25 protein-coding genes and 3 tRNA genes are annotated in these 25,012 nt (G+C 67.5%); 12 read left to right on the forward strand and 16 right to left on the reverse strand.

Translation table 11 applies throughout. From position 1 onward, the window contains the following. Positions 1-7 precede the first annotated feature (7 nt). Together ACT53O_RS04440 and ACT53O_RS04445 are read right to left on the reverse strand one after the other, a co-directional pair. Complete coding sequence (locus tag ACT53O_RS04440) at positions 8-928, reverse strand: carbohydrate ABC transporter permease (RefSeq protein ID WP_239498505.1); 921 nt, start codon at positions 926-928, stop codon at positions 8-10. Positions 929-1,013: 85 nt separating this feature from the next. Then, positions 1,014-2,378, reverse strand: coding sequence for an ABC transporter substrate-binding protein (locus ACT53O_RS04445; RefSeq protein ID WP_347418163.1), 1,365 nt, complete (start codon positions 2,376-2,378; stop codon positions 1,014-1,016). A gap of 143 nt (positions 2,379-2,521) precedes the next feature. Between ACT53O_RS04445 and ACT53O_RS04450 the strand changes: the two genes are divergently transcribed. Further along, the gene (locus tag ACT53O_RS04450) at positions 2,522-3,187 is read left to right on the forward strand and encodes a GntR family transcriptional regulator (RefSeq protein WP_476151459.1); all 666 of its coding nucleotides are present in this window, start codon (positions 2,522-2,524) and stop codon (positions 3,185-3,187) included. Positions 3,188-3,220: 33 nt separating this feature from the next. Here the strand turns inward: ACT53O_RS04450 and ACT53O_RS04455 are convergent, their stop codons facing one another. Together ACT53O_RS04455 and ACT53O_RS04460 are read right to left on the reverse strand one after the other, a co-directional pair. After that, positions 3,221-3,346: a hypothetical protein gene (locus tag ACT53O_RS04455; RefSeq protein WP_476151460.1), complete on the reverse strand. Its 126-nt coding sequence runs from the start codon at positions 3,344-3,346 to the stop codon at positions 3,221-3,223. Positions 3,347-4,032: 686 nt separating this feature from the next. Next, positions 4,033-4,119, reverse strand: a tRNA-Leu gene (locus tag ACT53O_RS04460). A 238-nt stretch (positions 4,120-4,357) separates the two neighbouring features. On the opposite strand from ACT53O_RS04460, the gene ACT53O_RS04465 reads away from it, so the two are divergent. The 7 genes from ACT53O_RS04465 (at position 4,358) to pknB (ending at position 13,258) form a co-directional block, all read left to right on the forward strand. Continuing rightward, the gene (locus ACT53O_RS04465) at positions 4,358-5,089 is read left to right on the forward strand and encodes an FhaA domain-containing protein (protein ID WP_294946819.1); all 732 of its coding nucleotides are present in this window, start codon (positions 4,358-4,360) and stop codon (positions 5,087-5,089) included. Then, positions 5,086-5,631 carry an FHA domain-containing protein FhaB/FipA gene (locus tag ACT53O_RS04470; protein ID WP_476151461.1) on the forward strand — a complete coding sequence of 182 codons (546 nt, stop codon included), beginning with the start codon at positions 5,086-5,088 and terminating at the stop codon, positions 5,629-5,631. Before ACT53O_RS04465 ends, ACT53O_RS04470 begins: the two co-directional genes overlap by 4 nt. Before the next feature lie 10 nt (positions 5,632-5,641). Beyond that, positions 5,642-6,880, forward strand: coding sequence for a PP2C family protein-serine/threonine phosphatase (locus ACT53O_RS04475; protein ID WP_476151462.1), 1,239 nt, complete (start codon positions 5,642-5,644; stop codon positions 6,878-6,880). After that, on the forward strand, positions 6,877-8,268 hold the full coding sequence (locus ACT53O_RS04480) for an FtsW/RodA/SpoVE family cell cycle protein (RefSeq protein WP_036319477.1): 1,392 nt from the start codon (positions 6,877-6,879) through the stop codon (positions 8,266-8,268). The genes ACT53O_RS04475 and ACT53O_RS04480 overlap by 4 nt, the downstream gene beginning before the upstream one ends. Beyond that, positions 8,265-9,725 (forward strand): peptidoglycan D,D-transpeptidase FtsI family protein, encoded by a 1,461-nt coding sequence (locus ACT53O_RS04485; protein WP_294979402.1) that lies wholly within the window; start codon positions 8,265-8,267, stop codon positions 9,723-9,725. Before ACT53O_RS04480 ends, ACT53O_RS04485 begins: the two co-directional genes overlap by 4 nt. Next, a complete protein-coding gene (locus ACT53O_RS04490; RefSeq protein ID WP_476151463.1) occupies positions 9,722-11,452 on the forward strand; it encodes a protein kinase domain-containing protein in 1,731 nt (576 codons plus the stop codon). The genes ACT53O_RS04485 and ACT53O_RS04490 overlap by 4 nt, the downstream gene beginning before the upstream one ends. Before the next feature lie 102 nt (positions 11,453-11,554). Further along, on the forward strand, positions 11,555-13,258 hold the full coding sequence (gene pknB / locus ACT53O_RS04495; protein ID WP_433719939.1) for a Stk1 family PASTA domain-containing Ser/Thr kinase: 1,704 nt from the start codon (positions 11,555-11,557) through the stop codon (positions 13,256-13,258). On the opposite strand, the gene ACT53O_RS04500 is transcribed toward pknB, so the two are convergent. The 3 genes from ACT53O_RS04500 to ACT53O_RS04510 are packed head-to-tail and all read right to left on the reverse strand — an operon-like array spanning position 13,193 to position 14,974. Further along, positions 13,193-13,903, reverse strand: coding sequence for an anthranilate synthase component II (locus tag ACT53O_RS04500; protein WP_476151464.1), 711 nt, complete (start codon positions 13,901-13,903; stop codon positions 13,193-13,195). The genes pknB and ACT53O_RS04500 overlap by 66 nt on opposite strands. Further along, positions 13,884-14,042 (reverse strand): hypothetical protein, encoded by a 159-nt coding sequence (locus ACT53O_RS04505; protein WP_036319487.1) that lies wholly within the window; start codon positions 14,040-14,042, stop codon positions 13,884-13,886. Before ACT53O_RS04505 ends, ACT53O_RS04500 begins: the two co-directional genes overlap by 20 nt. Next, on the reverse strand, positions 14,042-14,974 hold the full coding sequence (locus ACT53O_RS04510; protein WP_244295811.1) for a class E sortase: 933 nt from the start codon (positions 14,972-14,974) through the stop codon (positions 14,042-14,044). The genes ACT53O_RS04505 and ACT53O_RS04510 overlap by 1 nt, the downstream gene beginning before the upstream one ends. Positions 14,975-15,029: 55 nt before the next feature. Between ACT53O_RS04510 and ACT53O_RS04515 the strand changes: the two genes are divergently transcribed. After that, entirely contained in the window at positions 15,030-15,269 is a 240-nt protein-coding gene (locus ACT53O_RS04515; protein ID WP_005054721.1) for a cell division protein CrgA, read from the forward strand. 104 nt (positions 15,270-15,373) lie between these two features. Here the strand turns inward: ACT53O_RS04515 and ACT53O_RS04520 are convergent, their stop codons facing one another. Continuing rightward, entirely contained in the window at positions 15,374-16,219 is an 846-nt protein-coding gene (locus ACT53O_RS04520; protein ID WP_476151465.1) for a rhomboid family intramembrane serine protease, read from the reverse strand. 20 nt (positions 16,220-16,239) lie between these two features. After that, positions 16,240-16,797, reverse strand: coding sequence for a peptidylprolyl isomerase (locus ACT53O_RS04525; RefSeq protein WP_476151466.1), 558 nt, complete (start codon positions 16,795-16,797; stop codon positions 16,240-16,242). A gap of 91 nt (positions 16,798-16,888) precedes the next feature. Here ACT53O_RS04525 and ACT53O_RS04530 point away from each other — a divergent pair, with 91 nt between their 5' ends. Both ACT53O_RS04530 and ACT53O_RS04535 read left to right on the forward strand, forming a co-directional pair. After that, complete coding sequence (locus ACT53O_RS04530) at positions 16,889-17,458, forward strand: hypothetical protein (protein WP_036319490.1); 570 nt, start codon at positions 16,889-16,891, stop codon at positions 17,456-17,458. After that, positions 17,451-17,927 carry an aminoacyl-tRNA deacylase gene (locus tag ACT53O_RS04535; RefSeq protein WP_476151467.1) on the forward strand — a complete coding sequence of 159 codons (477 nt, stop codon included), beginning with the start codon at positions 17,451-17,453 and terminating at the stop codon, positions 17,925-17,927. Before ACT53O_RS04530 ends, ACT53O_RS04535 begins: the two co-directional genes overlap by 8 nt. 18 nt (positions 17,928-17,945) lie before the next feature. Here the strand turns inward: ACT53O_RS04535 and ACT53O_RS04540 are convergent, their stop codons facing one another. Both ACT53O_RS04540 and ilvD read right to left on the reverse strand, forming a co-directional pair. Then, a complete protein-coding gene (locus tag ACT53O_RS04540; protein ID WP_039415234.1) occupies positions 17,946-18,383 on the reverse strand; it encodes an NUDIX hydrolase in 438 nt (145 codons plus the stop codon). A gap of 38 nt (positions 18,384-18,421) precedes the next feature. After that, complete coding sequence (gene ilvD, locus ACT53O_RS04545; RefSeq protein WP_347418154.1) at positions 18,422-20,320, reverse strand: dihydroxy-acid dehydratase; 1,899 nt, start codon at positions 20,318-20,320, stop codon at positions 18,422-18,424. Between the two features lie 76 nt (positions 20,321-20,396). On the opposite strand from ilvD, the gene ACT53O_RS04550 reads away from it, so the two are divergent. Then, positions 20,397-21,242, forward strand: a complete 846-nt coding sequence (locus ACT53O_RS04550; RefSeq protein ID WP_476151468.1) for a helix-turn-helix transcriptional regulator — start codon at positions 20,397-20,399, stop codon at positions 21,240-21,242. A 14-nt stretch (positions 21,243-21,256) separates the two neighbouring features. Here ACT53O_RS04550 and ACT53O_RS04555 read toward each other — a convergent pair whose 3' ends face one another. The 5 genes from ACT53O_RS04555 to gyrA all read right to left on the reverse strand — a co-directional run bounded on the left by ACT53O_RS04555 (position 21,257) and on the right by gyrA (position 24,932). Next, entirely contained in the window at positions 21,257-21,685 is a 429-nt protein-coding gene (locus ACT53O_RS04555; protein WP_135949991.1) for a YdeI/OmpD-associated family protein, read from the reverse strand. Between the two features lie 43 nt (positions 21,686-21,728). Next, positions 21,729-21,801: transfer RNA gene (locus ACT53O_RS04560), tRNA-Ala, on the reverse strand. Between the two features lie 10 nt (positions 21,802-21,811). Next, positions 21,812-21,888 (reverse strand) — tRNA-Ile (locus ACT53O_RS04565). A gap of 69 nt (positions 21,889-21,957) precedes the next feature. Continuing rightward, the gene (locus ACT53O_RS04570) at positions 21,958-22,359 is read right to left on the reverse strand and encodes a DUF3566 domain-containing protein (protein ID WP_036319501.1); all 402 of its coding nucleotides are present in this window, start codon (positions 22,357-22,359) and stop codon (positions 21,958-21,960) included. Then, a complete protein-coding gene (gene gyrA, locus ACT53O_RS04575) occupies positions 22,356-24,932 on the reverse strand; it encodes a DNA gyrase subunit A (RefSeq protein ID WP_112932164.1) in 2,577 nt (858 codons plus the stop codon). The genes ACT53O_RS04570 and gyrA overlap by 4 nt, the downstream gene beginning before the upstream one ends. Positions 24,933-25,012: the final 80 nt, after the last annotated feature.

Below are 25,012 nucleotides of genomic sequence, written 5' to 3' on the forward strand. Positions count from 1 at the left end.
GTGGAGATCAATCGCGCTCAAAGAGTCCTCCTCGGAAGACGAAGATCGCCGACAGCGCGCCTGCGACGAGCAGGAGCAGCAGCGAGATCGCGGCGGAGCCGTTGAAGTCGCCTTGGCGGAACGCGTACAGGTACGCGAGCTGGTTGATGGAGTAGTCGGGCGGAACGACCCCCTTGGAGGCCTGGGAGAGCACACGAGGCTCGACGAACAGCTGCGTGCCCGCCGCGAGCGACATCACGGCCATGTATGAGATCCACTTGCGCATGAGCGGGATCTGGATGTGGATCGCGGTCTGCACTGCCCCGGCGCCGTCGATGCGGGCCGCCTCCAGCACATCGGCGGAGATGTTGTTGAGGGCACCGTACATGATGACGATCCAGCCGCCTGCGCCGGTCCAGAAGGCGATGATCGTGAAGATGATCGGCAGGTTGTCCACCGAGACCGTCTGTACGAAGTTCTCGAAGCCGAAAGCACGAAGCAGGAAGGCGACCGGGCTGACCGTCGGGTCAAGAAGGAACAGCCACAGCATGACGCTCGACGCGCCGGCGAGGGCTCCGGGGATGTAGTAGACGAAGCGGTAGCTCGTCGACAGCCACCGGCGCCCCACACCGTGCACGAGAAGAGCGAGGAGCACGACGAAGACGAGGAGCGAGACGAGGTAGAAGACCAGGTAGATCGCGACGTGCATCACCGCGGGGAGAAAACGATAGTCGGTGAAGACCTTGACGAAGTTGTCGAAGCCGGCGAAGGAGCCGTTCTTCGTGAACGAGAGGAAGACGGCATAGAGCGTCGGGATGATGCCGAACGCGAGCAGCAGAATCGCGTAGCCGGAGACGAAGATGTATCCGATCCTGCTCTGCGAGCGATCCGGGCGACGTCGGGCGGAGGAGCGAGGCTCCCGCCCCCGCCGGGCCTCCGAAGAGGCCACGGCGGCGGCGGGAGCCGTGAGCGAAGTGGTGATGAGAGTTTCCTTTGCTCGCGGCGGATGCCGAGGCATCCGCGTGGAACGGGAATTACTTGACCGTGTAGCCCTGCACCTGGGCCTGGTTGTCGTACTCCTTCTGGAGCTGCGTGACCAGGTCGGCTTGGGTCTTTCCGGCCGAGATGCCGGGGATGACGATCGAGGCGTAGGCGACCTCGGGGCTGAAGGAAGGGTATCCCCAACCGCTCCACACGCTGCTCGCCGCCGTCGTGAGCGCCGACTTGAAGTCGCCGACGTAGTAGCCGGAGCTGGCCTGCTGCGTGAGCCACTTGTCTGCCGCCGATTGGTAGGCCGGAAGACCCGAAGCCAGCTTGACCGCGTCGTCGGAGCTCGTTGCGTACTGCAGGAACTTCGCCACGGCGGCGAGGTTCTTCGAGTGGCTGGAGCCGTACCAGACGCCACCACCGACGTTGCCGGTGACCTTGTCCGAGCCGCTCCAATACAGCGGGGCGGAGGCGCCGACGGTACCGGTGGGCGCGTTCAGACTGTCCTTGTTCTGGAAGAGCGCTCCGGAGTACCACGCCGGGCCGGGCATACCGAGCACCTTGCCGCTGTACTTCGACACGAAGTCCGCACCGAACACGCTGTCGTTGACGAGCGTCTTGTTGGCGAGCATGTGGTCGATGAGCTTCGTGGCCTTCACCGCGTTCGGGTCGGAGAAGTTGCTCGTGAACGTGTCACCATTCACCTGGAAGACTGGAGCCTGCGCGCCCCAGTAGTAGATGTACGGACCCTCGAACGAGTCACCGACGGAGCCGAGGATGTAGCCCGGGTGCTCGGCTGCGACCTTGTCGCTGAGCGCCTGGTAGTCCTCCCACGTCTTGGGCACGTCGTAGCCGAACTGCTTCATCAGCGCGTCGTTGTACCAGTACACGACCGGAGCGAGGTCGTTGCGCACGCCGTAGACGTTGCCGTCGACGGTCATCGGGTCGAGCGCGCCCTTGGTGAAGCCGTTGAGAAAGTCGTCCGAAAGAAGCCCCTTGTTGAGCACGGCCGCGAACGGCTGACCGCCGTTGGTCGACTTGCTGGCCCACGACGTGTCGTTCTGCTGCGTCGAGAACACGACGTCGGGCCAGCCCGAGCCGGACTGGTCGAACAGGGCGATCTTCGTCTTGAACGAGTCGCTGCCGCCGGAGTTGCCGTCGTAGGTCTCGACGTTGACGGTGAGGTCGGGGTTCGCCGCCTTGAAGGCGTTGGCGATGGGCTCACGGGAGGAGTCGACCCACACCGTGATGGGCGCCTTTGCGTCCTGCTCAGCAGCATCGAAGCCGTACTGTGAGTTTCCGCCGCCACCCGAGCCGCCCGAGCAGGCGGTGAGGGCGGCCACGGCGGCGAGACCCGTGGCGAGAGCGATGATGCGAGGGACAAGACGTGAGCGTCGATGCTGTGATGCCATTGCGCGTCCTTTTCTGGTCGGCGTCGTTGACGACAGGGCCGTCGGGCGACGGCGAGAGCTAGTACATCATACATCTCACCTAATGGCAATCATGGACATGTCCCCCTGTCGCGGCACGACAGGGGGCCGTACCATTCGTTCAAATGAGTGCGACGCTCGCCCCGATCGAACTCGTCAGCGGGATGATCCTGAGTGACGAGATCTACGCGCGCATCGGCGCGGCGATCGCCGACGGCACGTTCCCTCCCGGGCATCGCCTCCGCGATGTCGAGCTCGCTCAGCAGCTGGGCGTCTCGAGAACACCGGTCCGCGAAGCACTGCAGCGACTGGAGCGCTTCGGGCTCGTCGAGATCGCGGTCGGTCGCTACACGCGTGTCACCGCGCCGAGCGACGCACTGCGCCGCGACACCGGCGAGTTCGCCGCCTACTTCCTCGGCAACGCGCTCAGCCTCGCGGTGTCGCGTTGTTCCGACGAAGATCTCGCCGACCTCGTCGCCACGGTCGATGCGGCACTGGCGGGCATCGACACGGGCGACGCGGCCGCGGTGTTCTCCGCGGCATCCCGTCTGGGCATCGTCGCTGCGCGGGCGACCGGCAACAGCGTGTTCGACACGATCATCCACGAGACGTCCATCGTCGTCGAACGCAACCTGCGCGGATGGTCAGGGGTCCGCGCCGAGGCCGCCCCCCGCCGCGATAACTGGCGGCTGCTGCGTGAGCGGATCGCGACGCGCGACGCGGACGGCGCCGAAGACACCGTCCGGCGCCTGTACGGGGTCACCCCGGGAGCCGTGACCTCCGCCCCCTGACGCGACGCGCACGCCTCTCATGACCGCTGCGCGCTACTTGCGGCGTGCGAACGCGAGGAACACTGCTCCCAGGATGCCGGGAACACCCACAACGACGGCCAGCGTCATCCATAGCGACAGCGTGGTGTCGTGAGACGACGCGAGAACGGTGTGGATCACGTCGTAGCTCTCGCATCGGCGGCATCCCGTGGTACGTCCCGGAGGTGCGCCCAGAGTGCAGGTACGCGTGAGATATGCACGGTACGCGCCTCGGGCGCTCCCGGTGGATCCCGCAGAATCCGGCGTGACGAACTGATACCGACTGTCATCGCGAGCCGCTCCTCTCTTGCTGTGCACTTTGAGAGATGCAGACCAGAGCGGTCTATGACGGCGGTACTGCCAGAGCCGCGGTGAGGCGCGAAACACCTCACGATTGATAACGAAGTAGGCGCCGAGAGACAGAGCGAGGAGAGCGAGCGGCAGCACCCATGTCAGCGAACGTCGGCCGGAGGCAGCGCCGATCAAAGACGCCGGCGTCATGAAACTGGCGCAGGTGAGCACCAACGCGAAAGCCACCACGCTCAGTCGAACGCCGGCACCAACAGTCCCCAACCACAACACGAACGCAAACCATAGAGCCATGGGTAACAGCAAGAAGGCGAACACCAAGAATGATGAGAGCTGCCCGTCGTGTGACCTGACTGGTTTCGAGGTGACCAGGTGGATGTACTGAAGAGACTCTTCATGGACCTGATCACGCCCGGAAACAGCCGAAAAGGCCACCCCGAAGGGTGACCTTTTCGTTGGAACCGTAGGAGACCTGCTCACTGCCCTGCAAAGCCAGGGCGATTGCAGTAAGCCTCCTATGGTGCGCGAGGGGGGAGTTGAACCCCCACGCCCTTTCGGGCACTGGCACCTGAAGCCAGCGCGTCTGCCTATTCCGCCACTCGCGCGAGCCGCGACATCCGAAGATCTCACGGACTCAACTTCCCGAGGATATCACGCCCCGGGACCCGTTTCGACTCGGCGGCGCCCGCCTCGCTCAACGAGCCGGCTGGCCTTCTCCCGTTCGTTGAGCGAGCGCCGCGAGTCGAAACGCCCTTTACCCCGCGCGCCAGTTCCGCGCGTTCCGCGTCTGCTCAGCCTGTGCAACTAGCATGTACGCACCGGTCGGCGATCCTGAGGAGCCCTGTGGGACTACTGGACAGCTTCGAGAAGGGACTCGAGCGCGCAGTCAACAGCGCGTTCGCGAAGTCCTTCCGTAGCGGCATTCAGCCCGTCGAGATCGCGGCCGCCCTGCGCAGCGAGCTCGATGCGAAGGCTGCCGTCGTCAGCCGCGACCGCATCCTCGCCCCGAACACCTTCGAGGTGCGCATGTCGCCGGCCGATGCCGAGCGCATGCTCGGCCTGGGCAGCGCGCTGGACTCCGAACTGCACACCCTCGTCGACGCTCACGCGAAGGCGCAGGGATTCACCTTCGCCGGCCCCGTCACGATCGCCCTCGCCGGCGATCCCACGCTGTCGACGGGCACGCTGCGCGTCGCCTCGCAGACTGCGGCGGGCCAGGTCGCCTGGCGCGGCATCGTCGAGATCGCCGGAGCGCAGCACACGCTGGCGAAGGGACGCACCGTGATCGGACGCGGCAGCGACGCCGACATCACGATCCCGGATGCCGGGACCAGCCGTCGCCATGTCGAGATCCTCTGGGACGGCGAGCGCGCCATGGTGCGCGACATGGGATCGACCAACGGCACGCAGCTGAACGGCACGAAGATCACCGAAGCGCCGCTGCCCCCCGACTCCGTGGTCACGATCGGCCGCACCGACATCGTCTTCCGCGTCATCGCACAGGCCGCGCCCCCTCGCCCCTCGACCTCTGCCGCCGACGCGACCCGCGCCTTTGGAATCGGAGGATCCGCGTGAGCGAGTTGACTCTCCTGCTGCTGCAGATCGGATTCCTGATCCTGCTGTGGTTCTTCGTCTTCGCCGTCGTCTACTCGCTGCGCGCCGACCTCTTCGGGGTGAAGGTGCGAAAGCTGCCCGAACCCGCGGCTGCCGGTGTCGCCCCCGCGGCATCCGCTCCCGCCCCCGCTCAGGCGGCAACGGCACCCATCGCCCCGGCCGCTCCCGCCGCCGCTGCGAACCCGAGCGGACCGCAGAAGGCGACCCGCGACGCCGTGTCGCGCATCGTGATCACGAGCGGCCCGAAGGCCGGCCTCGAGCTGCCGCTCGGTTCTGACGCGCTGACGATCGGCCGCTCCAGCGAGTCGGGGCTCGTGATCCGCGACGACTACACCTCCAGCCACCACGCGCGCCTGCTGCTCTGGGGCGACCAGTGGATGATCCAGGACCTCGACTCCACCAACGGCACCTGGCACGACGGTGCTCGCGTGAGCACGCCGGTGCCCATCCGCGTGGGCGCACCGATCAAGGTCGGCGCGACGACGTTCGAGCTGAGGAAGTAGCCCGCCTCCCATGGTCTTCGAGGGATCGAGCGTCGCCATCTCCCACACGGGGAAGGTGCGCTCCAACAACCAGGATTCGGGCTACGCGGGCTCGAATCTCTTCGTCGTCGCCGACGGGATGGGCGGCCACGCCGGAGGCGACGTCGCCTCGAGCATCGCCGTCCACCGCCTCAAAGACCTCGACCGCCCGTACACGTCGACCGCCGAGGCCGAACAGGCGCTGCAGGAAGCCATCTCCTCGACCGCCGGCGTGCTGATCGACACCGTCGCGCGACGGCCCGAGCTCGCGGGCATGGGCACCACCGTCAGTGGCCTGATCATGGTCGACGACTACGCCGTGATCGCCCACATCGGCGACTCGCGCATCTACCTCTACCGCGACGATGCGCTCACCCAGATCACGACCGACCACACCTTCGTGCAGCGCCTCGTCGACTCGGGTCGCATCACTCCCGAAGAAGCCCGCTACCACCCGCGCCGGTCCGTGCTCATGCGCGTGCTCGGCGACATGGACCCCGACCCCGAGGTCGACACGTTCATCATGCCGACGCAGCCCGGTGATCGCTGGCTGCTCTGCTCCGACGGCCTGTCCGGCGTCGTCGATGACGCCCACACCAGCAAGGTGCTCGGCCACCATTACCCGCCGGGTCGCACCGCCGATCTCCTGCTCAAGCAGGCGCTCGACGGCGGTGCCCCCGACAACGTGACCGTCGTCATCGTCGATGTGGGCGGCAGCCACCCGATGTTCAGCGGTACCGCGACGATCGTCGGCTCGGCATCCAACCCGCAGGGCGTCGACGTGCCGGCCGCCCGCCCCGGGCGCACCAGCTGGCTGCACACCGCCCGCCAGGCTGCCAACGAACCGACGCACTTCGAGCCCGCCGCGGAGTTCCTCGAGGAGCTCATCGAGGAAGACCGACGACGCGCCCGCCGTCGGCGCATCTGGTGGGTCGTCGGCCTGATCGCGATCCTCGCCGCCCTCTCCGCGGCGACGCTCGGCGCCTACGCCTGGACTCAGACGCGGTACTTCGTCGGCGCCGACACCGACACGGTCGTCATCTACCGCGGCATCCAGCAGGACATCGGACCGATCTCCCTCTCGTCCGTCTACGAGGACACCGGCATCTCCCTGAACGATCTGCCCTTCTATCAACGTCTCGCGGTCACCTCGACGATCTCGGCGCGGTCGCTCTCCGATGCCGAGCAGATCGTCGACACCCTGCGCACCACTCTGGAGGGTGAACGATGAGCTCGGCGACCGACACCGTCCAGGCCGACACCACGGTCGTCAAGGCGCTGAGAAAGCTCCGGATGCCGCAGACGCAGCGCAACCGTGAACTCGGGCTGCTGCTGTTCGCCTTCGTGATCAACGGCGCCGCGATCGCCCTCGTGCAGCTGGGCGCGCTCGGCCACATCGACTGGACGTTCCTCTACTACTGCGGCGCGCTGACGGTGCTCGTGCTCGCCCTGCACATCGTGCTGCGCTTCAAGGCCTCTCAAGCCGACCCGTTCGTCGTCCCCATCGCGACCGTGTTGTCGGGTCTGGGCCTCGCGATGATCTACCGCATCGACATCGAAGACCAGAGCACCGGGTGGGACGCCCTCTCGACCCGTCAACTGGTGTGGCTCGCCATCGCGAGCGCCGCGGCGGTCGCCATCGTGATCTTCCTGAAGAACTACCGCGTGCTCTTCCGCTACACGTACGTGTTCGGCTTCGTCGGCATCCTGCTGCTCGTGCTCCCCTTCGTCCCGGGACTGGGCACCGACGCCAACGCCGATGTGTGGATCTCCATCGGCGGTCTCTTCTCCTTCCAGCCGGGCGAGCTGGCGAAGATCGCGCTGGCCATCTTCTTCGCCGGCTATCTCGTGCGCACGCGCGAAGCCCTCACCTCGGTGGGAACGCGTTTCCTCGGCATGACGTGGCCGCGCGCCCGCGAGCTCGGTCCCCTTCTGCTCATCTGGCTCGCCTCGATGGCGATCATTATCTTCCAGCGCGACCTGGGCACGGGTCTGCTCATGTTCGGGATGTTCATCGCGATGATCTACGTGGCCACGGGCAAGACGAGCTGGGCGGTGCTCGGCCTGCTCCTCGCCGTCGGCGGCGCCCTCATCGCCTCGCAGGTGCTCAGCTACGTGGGTGGGCGCTTCCAGAACTGGCTGGACGCCTTCAACCCCGCCGTCATCGACAGCGCGGGCGGCAGCTATCAGCTCGTGAGCGGCATCTTCGGCCTGTCCGAGGGCGGCCTGCTCGGAACCGGTCTCGGCCGCGGACGGCCGGGGCTGACACCCCTATCGCAGAGCGACTACATCTTCCCCAGCATCGGCGAAGAGCTGGGGCTCATCGGCGTCTTCGCGATCCTCTGCCTGTACATGGTGTTCACCAGTCGCGGCATCCGCATCGGCATCGCCGGCCAGGACGACTTCGGAAAGCTGCTGGCCACCGGCCTGTCGTTCACCATCGCGCTCCAGGTGTTCATCATGGTCGGGGGCGTCACCCGACTCATCCCCCTGACGGGGCTGACGACCCCGTTCCTCGCGGCGGGCGGATCGTCGCTGGTGGCCAACTGGATCGTCGTCGCGTTGCTGCTGCGCATCTCGGATGCGGTGCGCTCGCGCCCCCGGGTGGTGATCGGATGACCCGCGAACTGCGACGGCTGTCGCTGATCATGCTGGCCATGTTCGTGGCCCTGTTCGGCGCGACCAGCTGGATCCAGGTCGTCCAGGCCGGCGATCTCAGCGAGAACCCGCTCAATAAGCGCGCGCTCTACGACTCGTTCGAGGTGCAGCGCGGGTCGATCATCGCCGGCGACACCGTCATCGCCGACTCCGTGCCCAGCGACGACGTGTACGCCTGGCAGCGCCAGTACGCCGACCCCCAGATGTGGGCGCCGGTGACCGGCTACATGAACCCGCTGCTGAACTCGGTGACCGGACTCGAGCAGGCGATGAACAAGGAGCTCTCGGGCACCGCCAACTCGCAGTTCCTCTCGCGCGTCGATCAGATCATCACGGGTCAGCCCGCGCGCGGCTCCAACGTGCTGCTCACCCTCGACCCGGCCATCCAGAAGGCCGCCTTCGACGCGCTCGGCACCTATCAGGGCGCCGTCGTCGCCCTCGAGCCCAAGACCGGGCGCGTTCTCGCGATGGTCACGAGCCCGAGCTACGACACCAACGCGATGGCCGTGCACAACGCGCAGCAGGTCAACACGACCTACGACCAGCTGATGAACGCCGCGGTCAACCCGCTCGACAACCGCGCCATCGGTACGCTGAACCCACCCGGGTCGACCTTCAAGCTCGTCGTCGTCTCGGCAGCGCTGGCATCGGGCAAGTTCACGCCCGACTCGACCTTCCCGAACCCCGCGACCTACACGCTGCCGGGCACGTCGACCTCGATCCGCAACTTCGACGGCAACACATGCGGCCCGGGCGATCAGGTCACCATCGCGACCGCCCTGCGCCTGAGCTGCAACATCCCGATGGCCCAGCTCGCCGTCGCCCTCGGTCAGGACGCGCTGCGCGCCGAAGCCGAGAAGTACGGCTTCAACAACGCGAGCATCGACATCCCCCTCGGCGTCGTCACCTCCGCGTACCCGACCAAAGCGCTCGACCAGGCACAGCTCGCGCTGTCGGGTTTCGGTCAGGGCAGCGTCACCGCCACGCCGCTGCAGATGGCGATGGTCGCCGCCGGCATCGCCAACGGTGGCATGGTCATGAAGCCGCGTATGGTCGACCGCGTCGTGGCGCCCGATCTGACCGTGCAGGAGACGTTCGCCGACACCGAGCTGGGTCGTGCGCTGAGTACGACGGATGCCGCGACGATGACCTCGCTGATGATCTCCAATGTCCGTGACGGCGCGGCCAGCGGTGCAACAATAGACGGGGTCGACGTGGCCGGGAAGACCGGTACCGCGGAGCACGGACCCTCGGATCCGTACACTCTCTGGTTCACGGGCTTCGCCCCGGCCAACGACCCGAAAGTGGTCGTCGCCGTGATGGTGGAAAACGGCGGAGGTCTCGGGCAGTCCGGCACGAGCAACGGGATCGCGGCTCCAATCGCGAAGAAAGTCATGGAGGCGGTGCTGAGCAGATGAGACCGACACAGGGTGTGAGCTTCGGTGGACGCTACGAGCTGGATTCGCGGATCGCGATCGGCGGCATGGGTGAGGTCTGGGAGGCCACCGACCATGTGATCGGACGCACCGTCGCGATCAAGATCCTCAAAGACGAGTACATGGGAGACCCGGGCTTCCTGGAGCGCTTCCGTGCCGAGGCCCGCCACGCGGCGCTCGTCAACCACGAGGGGATCGCGAGCGTCTTCGACTACGGCGAGGAGAACGGCTCCGCCTTCCTCGTGATGGAGCTCGTCCCCGGGGAAGCCCTGTCGACCATCCTCGAGCGCGAGGGCTCGCTGTCCACCGACAAGACCCTCGACATCGTCGCTCAGACCGCGGCCGCCCTGCAGGCCGCGCACGCCGCCGGCCTCGTGCACCGCGACATCAAGCCGGGGAACCTGCTCATCACACCCGACGGACGGGTGAAGATCACCGACTTCGGCATCGCCCGCATCGCCGATCAGGTACCGCTCACGGCCACCGGTCAGGTGATGGGAACCGTGCAGTACCTGTCGCCGGAGCAGGCGTCGGGCCATGCGGCATCCCCCGCGACCGACATCTACTCGCTGGGCATCGTCGCCTACGAGTGCCTCGCCGGCAAGCGTCCCTTCACCGGGGAGTCGCAGGTGGCGATCGCGATGGCGCAGATCAACGACACCCCGCCGCCGCTGGCCGCCACCATCGCCGAACCGGTGCGCAACTTCGTGATGAGCATGATCGCGAAGAAGCCCGAGGACCGTCCCGCGACCGCTTCGGCGGTCGCCCGCGCGGCGACCGCACTCCGTCGCGGCGATGTCGCCGGCGCGGCGGCCATCGTCCCGGCGATCGCCGGCGGCTTGGCCATGGACGAGGCGACCAAGCTCCTCACGCCGGGCGTCGCGACCCAGGAGGCCACACGTCTGCTGCCGACGGCGGGAGCGGTGGGCGCCGTCGCGGCCGCCGACGCCGCGGACGAGCCGCAGAAGAAGAAGCGCAGCCCGTGGACGTGGCCGCTGGTCGCGCTCATCGCGCTGCTGCTCATCGTGCTGGGCGGCACGCTGTTCGCCCTCTTCGCGAATCAGGGCGCGCAGCCCGCTCCGACGTCGAGCGCGCCATCGCAGACACCCAGCCGCTCCGCGACGCCCCCGTCACCCTCGGCGAGTCCCACGACGGTGGCCATCGACAGCCTTGGACTGATCGGGCAGACGTGTGACGCCGCAAAGGCCATCGCTGAGAAGGCCGGTTTCACCAACGTCTCCTGCGAGCGGGGATCCGCGGCAACGACGCAGGACGAGGTCGGCAAGGTGTACCAGACCAACCCGACCACGGGCAACGTCAAGCTCAGCAGCCCGGTGACGCTGACCTTCTACGACGAGATGAGCCCGATCGGCACGCCGAACGCGCCGACGGTGACGAACGACCCGAAGGGGTCGCAGACCTTCACCGTGACGTGGGATGCGTTCAGCGGATGCCCGGCCGGGTCCTCGGTGACCGCGTACAACTTCACCGTGATCAACGGCACCTTCAACGCCAACAACAGCACGACCTACCAGTCGCCCACCGCTCCGCGGAGCCTTCAGGTGACGGCGGACAAGAACGTGCAGCCGGGCTCGTTGATCCTCGTGAAGTACAGCGCGCAGTGCGGCGATCGCACGAGCCCGGACTCGCAGGAGGGTCAGGCTCCGATCCCGACGACGACGACGCCCACGGGCACGCCGGCTCCCTGAGCGGCGTCGCGCCCCCGGGGTGGGGGGCGCGGACTGACGGGGTCCAGGGGTCGCACAGGAGGGTTCTATTAGGCTGGCTATGAGTCAGCCCAGGGGAGAGAAGTGTCTGCAGATCCGCGTGTGCTGTCCGAGCGGTATCGGGTCGATGAACTCATCGGCCGCGGAGGCATGGCCAGCGTGTATCGCGGGCAGGACCTGACCCTCGGGCGTCAGGTGGCCATCAAGATCCTCAAGCGGGAGCTCGCCGAAGACAGCGCGTTCCGCACTCGGTTCCGGCTCGAGGCGCAGTCGGCATCGAGGATGTCGCACCCCGCGATCGTCCGCGTCTACGACGCCGGTGAAGATGCCGAGACCGACCCGGACGGCTCGACGCATCCCGTGCCGTACATCGTGATGGAACTCGTGGAGGGCACCCTTCTCAAGGATGTCGTCAGCGATGGCGGCGTGCCCGTCGGCGACGCGATCCGCTACGTCGACGGCATCCTCGAAGCACTCGAGTACTCCCATCGCGCCGGCGTCGTCCACCGCGACATCAAGCCCGGAAACGTCATGATCACCGCCGGCGGCCAGGTGAAGGTGATGGACTTCGGCATCGCGCGCGCCGTGTCCGACTCTTCCTCCACCGTCGCCGAGACCACCGCGATCATCGGCACCGCGGCCTACCTGTCGCCGGAGCAGGCCAAGGGCGAGCCGGTCGATGCGCGCGCCGACCTCTACTCCGCCGGCATCGTGCTGTACGAGCTGCTCACCGGTCGCCAGCCCTTCCGCGGCGAGTCACCGGTCGCCGTCGCCTACCAGCACGTGAGCGAGACGCCCCTGCCGCCGTCCGAACTGGTCGATGCGATCCCGCGCTCGATCGACGCCGTGGCGCTGCGCGCTCTCGCCAAGGACCCGTTCCAGCGATACCAGGACGCGGCGTCGTTCCGCCAGGCGCTCGACGCCACCGTGGACGGTCACGCCCCCACGAAGAAGCAGGTCGGCGCGCTGGCGAGCGAGCTGTACGGTGCGAATCCGCGACAGGCTGCAGAGACAGCCCGGTCGCTGCGACAGCTCACCGCCGACACCACGATGCGACGGACGCAGGCCGGACCCCCGGCCGCCTGGATCTGGGCCGGCGTGGCGCTGCTCGCCGTCGTGCTGATCTCCGTGCTGATCTGGGTGATCACGATACGTCCCGGCGGCGCGGTTCCCCAGAACTCGCGCGTCGTCGAGGACGTCGTCGACATGTCGTGGGACCGCGCCAGCGAGAAGCTGGCGGGGCAGGATCTCGAGGCGAAGCGCGTGGACCAGAGCGACGACGGGATCGTCGCCGGCAACGTCATCCGCACCGATCCCGCCGCAGGCACCATCGTCGCGCCCGGCCAGACGATCACGGTCTACGTCTCCACGGGACAGCAGACCAGCGCCATGCCCGATATCGCCGGAAAGTCCTCCACAGATGCCGAAGCGGCTCTGAAGGCCGTCGGATTGCAGCTCGGCGCCGTGACGACGCGCAGCGATCCCGACCTCGCCCAGGGCATCGTGATCTCCGCCGACCAGACCGCCGGCACGCAGATCCCGGTCGGAACGCGCGTGAACCTCACGGTCGCCAGCGGCAAGGTCGCTCTGGTGAATCTCGTCGGTTACACCGTCGACGCGGCGACCCGCGACCTCACGTCCGATGACCTCAAGCTCACCGCGAGCGTCGTCGAAGACCCGTCGTGCCCCGCCGTGGGATCGACACCGATCGTCGCCGGGCAGTCACTGCCCCCGGGCGACGTGCCGATCCACTCCACGGTCGAGCTCCGCGTCTGCACCGGAAAGTAGTCCGCGCAGGGGCCGCAGCTCACGGCCCCGCGCCTCGGCGCCGGTGACTCCGAGGCGCTCGAGCCATGCGCCCAGCAGCAGATGGCCCCCCTCGGTGAGCACCGACTCGGGATGAAACTGCACCCCCCAGAGCGGCAGGTCACGGTGGGCGAGTCCCATGATGACTCCGGACGACGTCTGCGCTGTCACCTGGAGTTCGGCGGGCAGGGAGTCCGGAACGACGGCGAGGGAGTGGTATCGCGTCGCGGGGAAGGGTGAGGGCAGTCCCGTGAAGGGGAACGCGCCGTCGTGCCACACCTGCGACGTCGTGCCGTGGCGCAGTCGGGGGGCTTCGGCGACCGTCGCGCCGAACGCCGCCGCGAGCACCTGGTGGCCCAAGCACACCCCGAGCAGAGGGATCCCCTGACCCCCCGCCGCGCGCACGATGTCGATCGACGCCCCGGCATCCGCGGGGGCGCCGGGCCCCGGCGAGATCAGCACTCCGGCATACGGCGCGATCAACGCACTCGCCTCGTCGACGGCATCCGCTTCGACCATGTCGGTCGTCGCACCCAGCTCCTGCAGATAGCCGGTGAGCGTGTGGACGAAGCTGTCGTGGTTGTCGACGACGAGGACGCGACGCCCGTCAGCCGCCGACCGTGGCATCCTGCGGATTGATGAACTGGCCGACCCACGGGAACACGTACCAGAACAGCCCGTAGAGCACCGCGGCGAGCAGGACCAGCAGAATCACGATGCGCACCCAGGCCGGGCCGGGCAGAACGCGCCAGAGGGCGGCATACATCAGGCGGACACTCCCTGGGTCAGCGAGGCGGGCGGTCCCGCCGAGGTCGGAGTGAAGCTCTCGAACACGGCGTATGCGATGATGCGCTCGAGCATGTTGAGCTTCGGGGCACAGCTGGTCAGGGTGAGGTAACGGCCGTTGGCCGCCATGCCCACCTGCTGCGGAACGGGCAGCAAGACCTCGACCTGCGTCGCCTGAACGTACTCGAGAGTACGGAAGCGATAGGTGTACCAGCCGTCCGGGGTCTGGATGACGATGGCGTCGCCGATCACGAGCTTGTCGATCGGGTCGAAGGGTGCGCCCGAGGTCCACCGATGGGCGGCGTACACGGTGTTGCCGACCTCTCCGGGCATGGCGGTGTCGGTGTAGTGACCGATCTCGCCCGCGTCGAGGATGTCGTGACGGCCGGTGCCCGCGGCCACGGTGAACTGCCAGTTCGGCCCGAAACGCGGGATGAACATGACCCCGAACTGCTGACCGTAGTCCTTCTGCGCCATCACCGGAACGACCGGTGCGGCGGCCTCCGGAGATGAGCTCGCGCTCGGAGACGGAGACGGAGTGTCGGATGCCGTCGGGCTCTGCGATGCCTGCTGCAGCCAGCTCTGCGACAGCGCACTGGCCTCGGTGTGCTTCTGAGACCCGATGATCCAGTCACCGATCCACATCTGCCAGGCGACGTAGAGCAGTGCGACGACGCCGGCCGTGATCAGCAGCTCGCCGAGCACGCCGAGGAAAGAGGCTCGTCGCCGCGGCTTCACCGGCTTGACCGGGCGCGCCGCCGGGGACGTGCCCTCCGGCTCCTGCGAGTTCGTCTGCGCCGGGATCGTCGGCCCGGACCCCTCCGACTGCGCGGCAAGACGCCGCGCACGTCGAGACGTGTGCTCGAGGGGGTCGATGCCCTCGGCTGCGTTGTCGCCGGTGCCGTCCTTCACGCTGTGATTGTCGCACAGCGTGGCTGGGGGAGACCTGCCAGGTAGAATCTTGGCCATGGCGCGTTCAGGAAAGCACGACGAGCAGGTCGCGGAGTACGGCGAAGGCGAGTCCGCACCCAACCCGGTGTGGTTCAAGCCCATCATGCTCGGGCTCATGATCCTGGGGCTGCTGTGGGTGATCGTGTTCTACCTGAGCAACCAGGCGCTGCCGATTCCCGGCATCGCCGGATGGAACCTCGTCATCGGCTTCGGGATCGCCTTCATCGGGTTCCTGATGACGACGCGCTGGCGCTGACCGCCACCCCTCGGCCTCTCCACAGGTGTCAGTGCCTGTGAGTTACACGGGTGTAATTCATCCCCATCTGTGGATGAACCTGTGGATAAGTCTCCGCTGACGGCCTAGGCGTAGATGAACAAGGGCACCGCGAGGAGGCCCAGCAGACCCGCCCCGACCGCGACGAGCAACCATACTTGCAGCGCCCGTTGTCGGATCTTGCGCGTCCGGGCGAAGATCACGCCGATCAGCGCACCCACGAGCCCGCCGCCGATGTGAGCCGGCCACGCGATGCCCGATCCGGGCAGGAACGTGATCACGAGGTTGATCCCGAGAAGCACGGCGATCGCGGTGACGTTGGCGCCGAGGTGACGACCGATGACGAACATCGCGCCCAGAAGACCCCAGACCGCACCGGAAGCGCCAACGACCCATGTCGTCGGCGCGACGAAGGCGCCCAGCACGGATCCACCCAACGCGCTCAGGAGGTAGAGCGCCAAGAAACGCCATCGCCCGAGCAGCGGTTCGAGACTGCGTCCCAGCGCCCACAGCGCCAGCATGTTGAAGGCGATGTGGAAAGGGCTCGCGTGCACGAGCGTCACGGTCAACAATCGCCAAGGCTGCGTGTAGGCCAGCCACGGTGCGAACGCGAAAAGACTCTGAACCAGCGGGCCGATGCCCGGGATCAGTCCGATCAGGTAGAACACGGTGGTGACGATGACCAACGTGTACGTCACGACCGGTTTGCCGTCGATGCCGGACGGACGCCGTCGCGGCATCCGCGTGACATTCGCCTTGGCGGCCTGGCGCTGCTCGGCGAGACACTCCGGACAGATCACGCCCACCGGAAGCGGTGTCTGGCACTCTCCGCAGATGGTGCGCAGACACCGCTGGCAGAGCACGAAGCTCTGACGGTCAGGATGCCGGTAACAGAAGTTGTCCGGGTTGGTGCGGATGCCGGAGTCGGTCACGCGGGCCGGTTCCGCTCTCTTCAGGCGGGGACGACGTCGATCGAGCTGATCACGACGGGCTCGATCGGGCGGTCGCCCGCGGCGGTCGGAACGGCCGAGATCGCGTCGACGACGGCACGCGAGACGTCATCGGCGACCTCGCCGAAGATCGTGTGCTTGCCGTTGAGCCACGGCGTCGGATCGGTCGTGATGAAGAACTGCGAGCCGTTGGTGCCCTCGGCCTTGCCCGTGATGGCGTTGCGGCGCAGTCCGGCGTTGGCCATCGCGAGCAGGTAGGGCGCACCGAAGGTGAGCTCGGGGTGGATCTCGTCGTTGAAGTTGTAGCCCGGGCCCCCGACGCCCTGACCGAGCGGGTCGCCGCCCTGGATCATGAAGTTCGGGATGATGCGGTGGAAGATGACGTCCTTGTACAGCGGACCCTCGCCGGGCTTGCCGGTCGCCGGGTGCGTCCAGGCCTGCGAGCCGTCGGCCAGACCCGTGAAGTTCTGCACGGTGCGCGGTGCGTGGTCTCCGAAGAGGTTGACGACGATGTCGCCGTGGTTGGTGTGGATGGTCGCGACGGCGGTGTGGATCGGCATGCCTAGCATTCTCTCACCTGTCAACCCCTCGCGAGGCCCGGGAGGTCTGGCAAGATGGGATGAAACCCAGCCGGAACCCAGGGAGGGCACCGTGAGCCTCAGCCGCAAGCGCAAGAAGGAACTCCGCAAGCTCCAGCACCAGGCGAACACGCTGTGGGAGTCGCAGCAGGTCCTGATCGGACAGGCGGGCGAGGTCGCCCGCGAAGCCGGCCGCCAGCTCGGCAACTACAACCGCGAGCAGGTCGTGCCGACCGTGCAGCACACCTACGAGAAGTACGCCGCCCCCTATGTCGAGCAGGGCGTCGCGACCTCCAAGAAGGTCTACAACGACAAGGTCGTCCCGACGGCGGGTGCCCTGATCGGTTCGGCGCTCTCGGTGTGGGATGCCGCGAACGAGAAGCGCCAGGATCTGGCCGCCGGTCGGGGTTTCGGATCGATCGACCTCGCCGCCCTGCAGAAGAAGGCCGACAAGTACGGCAAGAAGGCGACGAAGCAGCTGAGCGTCCCCGCTGCGAAGAAGGGGATCGGCGCCGGGGGCGTCATCGCGATCCTCCTCGGCATCGCGGCGGCGGCCGGCGTGGTCTACGCGGCGTGGCAGACCCTTCGCGCGGACGACGAGTTGTGGGTGGCGGACGACCCGCTGCGCGCCCCGGATGCCTGATCCCCTCGACCGCGTCCGAGATGCGGCCGCCGCGCGCGACCTGGCCATCGAGCTTCGTGAGCGGCCCGCGGCATCCAACCTTGCGGAGGCGGCCGGCCTGCTCGGTCTGCAGCCTGCTGACATCGTCAAGACACTCGTGGTCAAGAAGTCCGACGACACGTATCTGTTCGCGTTGATCCCGGGAGATCTGGCGATCTCCTGGCCGAAACTGCGCGCGCTGGTCGGGGTGAACAAGCTGAGACTCCCCGAGCCGGAGCTCGCTCTGGCCGCGACCGGCTACGAGCGGGGAACCATCGTGCCGATCGGCAGCACGAACGACTGGCCGGTGTACGCGGACGCGTCGATCGTGGGCAGACGTATCGCGATGGGTGCCGGGGCTCACGGCTACAGCCTGTTCGTCGACGCCGACGACCTCATCCGTGCATACGATGCGACGGTCGCCGACATCTCGCAGCCGGCGGCGTCCTGAGCGCGTCGCGCTGCGCGCTCAGACCGCGCCGGTGACGGCCACCCCGGCCATCCCGAGCGCGATGTCGACGAGCTTCACCCGTTGCGGCGGCAGCGCCGTGAGGTCGAACCACTCCGCCCGATCGGTCGATCCGTTCTTCTCGTGGCGCAGCTGACCTCCCGTCACCTGCGCGCGGTACACGATGCGCAGTGTGTGCAGGGGCTCGGTGTCGGCGGCGAAGACCCGGCGGTTCGCCGGGATCACGCGGGAGTGGATGCCGAGGAGCGTGCCGATCCGCACGCGGTACCCGGTCTCCTCCCACACCTCTCGGCGCGCGGCATCCACGGGATCCTCGCCCTCTTCCAGGCCGCCGCCGGGCATGGTCCAGGCTCCCCGGCGCCCCTGGTGCCAGTGGGCGAGCAGCACGCGGTCGGACTCGTCGACGACGACGGCGTAGGCGGCGACCCGCAAGTCCATGCCGAGAGCCTAGCGGTCGCGATCGGCAGATCCGAGGGTCAGACCGAAGCCGTCCGCAGCTCGCGTTCACGCAGCGCGCGTTCGACGGATTCGACATCGCGGACGGCTCCGCGATCGGCCGAGGTCGCCATCGCCGCGTACGCCCGCAGCGCCAATGACACCGGTCGCTGACGATCACGCGGCGCGTATCCGCCCTCGTCCAGCAGTCGGGCGCGACGTCGCTCGAGCTCGTCGTCGTCCACACGCAGGCTCATCGACCGCGACGGGATGTCGATGTCGACGATGTCACCGTCTTCGACGAGGGCGATGATCCCACCGCTGGCTGCTTCCGGCGAGACGTGACCGATGGACAGACCCGACGTGCCGCCCGAGAAACGACCGTCGGTCACCAGGGCGCACACCTTGCCCAGGCCCCGGCCCTTGAGGAACGAGGTGGGATGCAGCATCTCCTGCATACCCGGGCCGCCCTTGGGACCCTCGTACCGGATCACGACGACGTCACCCGGCTGCACCTTCTTGCCGAGGATCTTCGCCACCGCCTCCTCTTGCGACTCGCAGACCACCGCAGGACCCGAGAACACCAGGATCGAGGGGTCCACGCCCGCGGTCTTGACCACGGCGCCGTCCACCGCGAGGTTGCCGCGCAGCACCGCGAGACCACCGTCGGCGGAGTAGGCGTGCGCGACGGAGCGGATGCAGCCGTTCTCGGCATCCTCGTCCAGGGTCGCCCAGCGCTCCGACTGCGAGAACGCGCTCGAGGAGCGCACGCCTCCGGGTGCCGCGTGCCAGAGCTCACGCGCCGCGTCGGAAGCCGTGCCCCCGCGCACGTCCCACTCGCCCAGCCACGCGTCCAGCGAGGCCGCGTGGATCGACGAGACATCGGCGTTGAGCAGCCCCGCGCGGTGCAGCTCGCCGAGGATGGTGGGGATGCCGCCGGCGCGGTGCACGTCCTCCATGTAGTACATGCGGCCGTAGGCCGGGTTGGGTGCGATCTTCGCGAGGCACGGCACGCGACGGGAGATGGCGTCGATCTCGTCGAGACCGAAGTCGATGCCGGCCTCGTGCGCCGCGGCCAGCAAGTGCAGGATCGTGTTCGTCGATCCGCCCATCGCGATGTCGAGCGCCATCGCGTTGGCGAAGGCCGCCGGGCTCGCGACGGCGCGCGGGAGCACCGACGCGTCGTCTTCGTCGTAGAAGGCGCGGGTGATCTGGACCGCGACCTCCCCGGCCTTCTCGTACAGTGCCCGGCGGGCGGTGTGGGTCGCCAGTACCGAGCCGTTGCCGGGGAGGGCGAGGCCGAGCGCCTCGACGAGACAGTTCATCGAGTTCGCTGTGAACATGCCCGAGCACGATCCGCACGTCGGGCAGGCGTTCTCCTCGATGCGCTGGATGTCGGCATCCGACACCGTGTCGTTCGCCGCCTCGGAGATCGCGTCGACCAGGTCGAGGGTGCGGACGGTCCCGTCGACCAGAGTCGCCCGGCCCGACTCCATCGGGCCGCCCGAGACGAAGACGGTCGGAATGTTGAGGCGGAGGGCCGCCATCAGCATTCCGGGCGTGATCTTGTCGCAGTTGGAGATGCACACGAGCGCGTCGGCCTGGTGCGCGTTGACCATGTATTCCACCGAGTCGGCGATCAGATCGCGTGAGGGCAGCGAGTACAGCATGCCACCGTGCCCCATGGCGATGCCGTCGTCGACGGCGATGGTGTTGAACTCGCGCGGGATGCCGCCGGCCGCGGTGATCGCGTCGGAGACGATGCGGCCCACCGGCTGCAGGTGCGTGTGGCCGGGGACGAACTCGGTGAAGCTGTTCGCGACGGCGATCATCGGCTTGCCGAAGTCGGCCGCGTTCACGCCAGCGGCGCGGAACAGGGCACGGGCGCCGGCAGCGTTGCGGCCGTGAGTGACGGTGCGAGAGCGCAGAGGGGTGGGCATGGTTCCACTCTGGATGCCGCGGCACGCGGTCGGAAGTCTGCGCTGCTCCTAGTAGTGGCAGTACTAGGTTTGTGGGGTGACTGACGAGAGCACCCGCGACGACGGCCGTCAGCGGCGGCAGGAGCTGGGCTCGTTCCTGCGACGCCAACGCGAGCGCCTGGAGCGGGCCGCCTACGGGCTGCCGCCGGCCGGCCGTGGTCGCGCCGTGGGCCTCCGACGTGAGGAGGTCTCGTACCTGTCGGGGGTGAGCGTCACCTGGTACACGTGGCTCGAGCAGGGGCGCGACATCCACCCCTCGCGCCAAGTCCTGGACGCCGTCGCGGCGGCGCTTCGCCTCACCGACGCCGAACACGACTACGTCCTCAGTCTCGTCGGTCTCGCACCGCGGCCGGCCGTGCGCGCGGATGCCGTAGACGTCGCGCCCGCCCACGTGCAGCGCTTTCTCGACGCCCTCGACGAGCATCCGGCCTATGCACTCGCCCCCGACTGGGGGATCGCCGGGTGGAACAGCGCGTACGAGCGCCTGTACCCCGGCGTGGCCACGACCTCGTCGGAAGATCGCAACCTTCTGTGGCTGGTCTTCACCGACCCCTCGGTGCGCTCGCTGCTGGACGACTGGGACGACACGAGCCGGAGATTCCTCGCCGAGTTCCGCGCCGAGGCCGGACCTCGTCTGGGAGATCCGCGCTACCGCGATCTGGTTGCGCGACTGATCGCGGCCAGCGACGACTTCCGCACCCGGTGGAACGAGCACGGCGTGGGGGGCTTCGTCTCGCGCGAGCGCGTGTTCCGCCATCCCGAACGGGGGCGGCTGGTGTTCGAGCACCACCAGCTGCGACCGTCGGACCACACCGATGTGCAGCTCGTGGTCTATGTCGCGGATGCCGAGACCCGACGGCGCTTCGCGCGCACGACGGACTGAGGCTGCGCCGCCGGTCAGGCGAGCTTCGCGACGATCGCGGCGATGCGTCGCGTGCGGGTCTCGTCCGTCTTGGCCGAGACGACGTTCGTGACGTGCGCCTTTCGCGCGCTGGGAGCGAGCGCGTCGAAGCGCGCGCGGATCCCGGCATCGTCCAAGGCGACGGCGAGATCGTCCGGGACCTCGACCGTCCGCGGTGTCGTGTCGAGCTCGAGGGTGACCTCGATCGCGTCACCGCCGGCGAGGCCGGTCGCCGCGCGCTTGTCGGACGAGAACGGGATGAGGTGGCGTCCACCCATCACCGCGAGCGTGCTCGGGTAGGTGAAGCCGTTCACGGTGACCGTGACCGCTGCACGGCTGCCGCCGCCGAGGGCCTCGACCACCTCGGGGGGAACCACGATGCCGGTGTTGTTTCCCTGCTGGAAGAGCGTCGTTTCGAACCGCATGCTGCGAGTATGTCAGCGTGCGAGGCCGAGGGGAGAAAAACTGTGGAGCCTAGGAGATTCGAACTCCTGACATCCTGCTTGCAAAGCAGGCGCTCTACCAACTGAGCTAAGGCCCCGGACGGGTAGTGGTGGGGCTACCAGGACTTGAACCTGGGACCTCTTCATTATCAGTGAAGCGCTCTAACCGCCTGAGCTATAGCCCCGTCCGGAGGCGGCGTTGCCGCCGTCAACCTCCAAGACTTTACCCGACGAGCGGGCAAACAAAAAATCGGTCAGTTGGACGTGAAGCCGACGAGCAGTCCGCCGGTCACCTTGACCATCAGGTTGTAGATCCCGGCGACGACGGCGCCCAGCACCGTGATCACGATCAGGTTCAGGATGGCCACCACGGAGGAGAACGCCATGACCTGCGCCAGGTTGATCACATCGCTCAACTTGAAGTTGTCGTCGAAGGCCTTGAAGAGGTCGTCGAGCTTGCCGATCAGTCCCGTCGTGCTGAGCACCGTGTAGATCAAAAAGCTCGCCACCACCGTGACGATCGCGACGGCCACCGCGGCGAGGAAGGACAGCTTCACGGCGGACCAGAAGTCCACGTACACGAGGCGCAGACGCACCTGCTTGGCGCTGGTCTTACTGGATGACTTCTTGGCGAGCTTGTCGGCTACCGTGCTCATGCGTCGGTGTCACTTCCTTCGGGGCGCGAAGCGGGGGAGTCTTCGGCGTCGGTGGTCTCGGCCGGGTCCTGCTCCGCTCGGAGCGCTCGCTCCGAGTTCCGTGCGATTGCGAGGATGCGATCGTCGTCGTCGGGACGGGCGAAGACCACTCCCATGGTGTCGCGACCCTTCGCAGGCACCTCGGCCACGGCAGAGCGTACCACCTTGCCGCTGGCAAGAACCACCAAGACCTCGTCGTCCTCACCGACGATCAGACCGCCCGCGAGATCGCCCCGGTCCTCGTTCAGCTTGGCGACCTTGATGCCCAGTCCGCCACGTCCCTGGAGGCGGTACTGGTCGACAGCGGTGCGCTTGGCGTACCCGCCTTCGGTCACGACGAAGACGTAGGCATCGTCCTTCGCGACGGATGCCGACAGCAGCGTGTCACCCTCACGGAACGACATCCCCTTCACACCCTCGGTCGAGCGGCCCATGGGACGCAGCGACTCGTCGGTCGCGGTGAAGCGCAGCGACATGCCCTGACGGGAGATGAGGAGGATGTCGTCGGTGTCGTCGACGAGCAGCGCGCTGACGACCTCGTCGCCGTCCTCCTCATCCTGCCCGCGCAGGCGGATCGCGATGATGCCACCCTGACGATTGGTGTCGTACTCGCTGAGGAAGGTCTTCTTGATCTTGCCGTCGCGGGTCGCGAGCACGAGGTACTGGGCGACCTTGTAGTCGCGGATGTCCAGGATCTGCGCGATCTCCTCACCCGGCTGCAGTGCCAGCAGGTTCGCGACGTGCTGACCCTTCGCGTCGCGGCCGGCCTCGGGAACCTCGTACGCCTTCGACCGGTAGACGCGGCCCTTGGTGGTGAAGAAGAGCAGCCAATGATGTGTGGTCGTCACGAAGAAGTGCTCGACGACATCGTCGGCCCGCAGCTGGGCGCCCTTGACGCCCTTGCCGCCGCGATGCTGGGAACGATAGTTGTCGCTGCGCGTGCGCTTGATGTACCCGTCGCGGGTGACGGTGATGACCATCTCCTCTTCCGGGATGAGGTCTTCCATCGACATGTCGCCGTCGAAGCCGTGCAGGATGTGCGTGCGACGGTCGTCACCGAACTTGTCGACGATGCCGGTGAGCTCCTCGGCGATGATCGTCCGCTGGCGCGCCGGCGAGACGAGGATGTCGTTGAGATCGGCGATCTGCGCCTCGAGCTCCGTCGCCTCGTCGATGATCTTCTGCCGCTCCAGCGCGGCGAGGCGACGCAGCTGCATGGCCAGGATCGCGTCGGCCTGGATGTCGTCGATCTCCAGGAGCGCCTTGAGTCCTTCGCGGGCCTCCTCGACCGTCGGCGAGCGACGGATGAGCGCGATGACCTCGTCGAGCGCGTCGAGTGCCTTCAGGTACGCACGCAGGATGTGCATGCGCTCCTCGGCCTTGCGGAGTCGGAAGGCCGTGCGACGGACGATCACCTCGACCTGGTGCTCGATCCAGTACGTGATGAACCCGTCCAGGGCCAGCGTGCGCGGCACCCCGTCGACGATCGCCAGCATGTTGGCGCCGAAGTTCTCCTGCAGCTGGGTGTGCTTGTAGAGGTTGTTCAGCACGACCTTGGCGACGGCATCCCGCTTGAGGACGATGACGAGACGCTGACCCGTGCGATCGCTCGTCTCGTCGCGGATGTCGGCGATGCCGGTGATGCGACCATCGCGCGCGAGATCGCGGATCTTCAGCGCGACGTTGTCGGGGTTGACCTGGTAGGGCAGCTCGGTGATCACGAGGCACGTGCGGCCCTGGATCTCCTCGACGTTCACGACGGCGCGCATCGTGATCGAACCCCGACCGGTGCGCTGCGCTTCGCGGATGCCCTTGGTTCCGAGGATCTGCGCCCCGGTGGGGAAGTCCGGCCCGTGGATGCGGCTCATGAGCGCCTCGAGCAGCTCCTCGCGCGGCGCGTCCGGGTTCTCCAGCGCCCACAGCGCGCCTTCCGCGACCTCGCGGAGGTTGTGCGGCGGGATGTTGGTCGCCATGCCGACCGCGATGCCGACCGAGCCGTTGACCAGCAGGTTCGGGAAGCGCGACGGCAGCACCGTCGGCTCCTGCGTCTTGCCGTCGTAGTTCGGCTCGAAGTCGACGGTGTCCTCGTCGATGTCGCGCACCATCTCCATGGCGAGCGCGGCCATCTTCGTTTCGGTGTACCGCGGCGCGGCCGCACCCTGGTTGCCCGGGGATCCGAAGTTTCCCTGACCGTCGGCCAGCGGGTAGCGCAGCGACCACGGCTGCACGAGGCGCACGAGCGCGTCGTAGATCGCACTGTCACCGTGCGGGTGATACTGACCCATCACCTCGCCGACGACGCGCGCGCACTTGTTGAAGCTCTTGTCAGGGCGGTAGCCCCCGTCGTACATGCCGTAGATGACACGGCGGTGCACGGGCTTCAGACCGTCACGGACGTCGGGCAGGGCGCGGCCGACGATGACGCTCATCGCGTAGTCGAGATAGCTGCGCTGCATCTCGACCTGGAGGTCGACCTGGTCGATGTTGCCGTGGTTGTGGCCGGCGTTCGGGTCGGGGCGTTCTTCGTCAGTCATGTCTTCTCGTTCTCACGGGGGCCGGGGTGCGTGTGTCGCGTTTCGACTCGTCGCTGCGCTCCTCGCTCGACGAATCGAAA

The sequence above is a fragment of the Microbacterium sp. DMC48 genome, assembly GCF_056313825.1.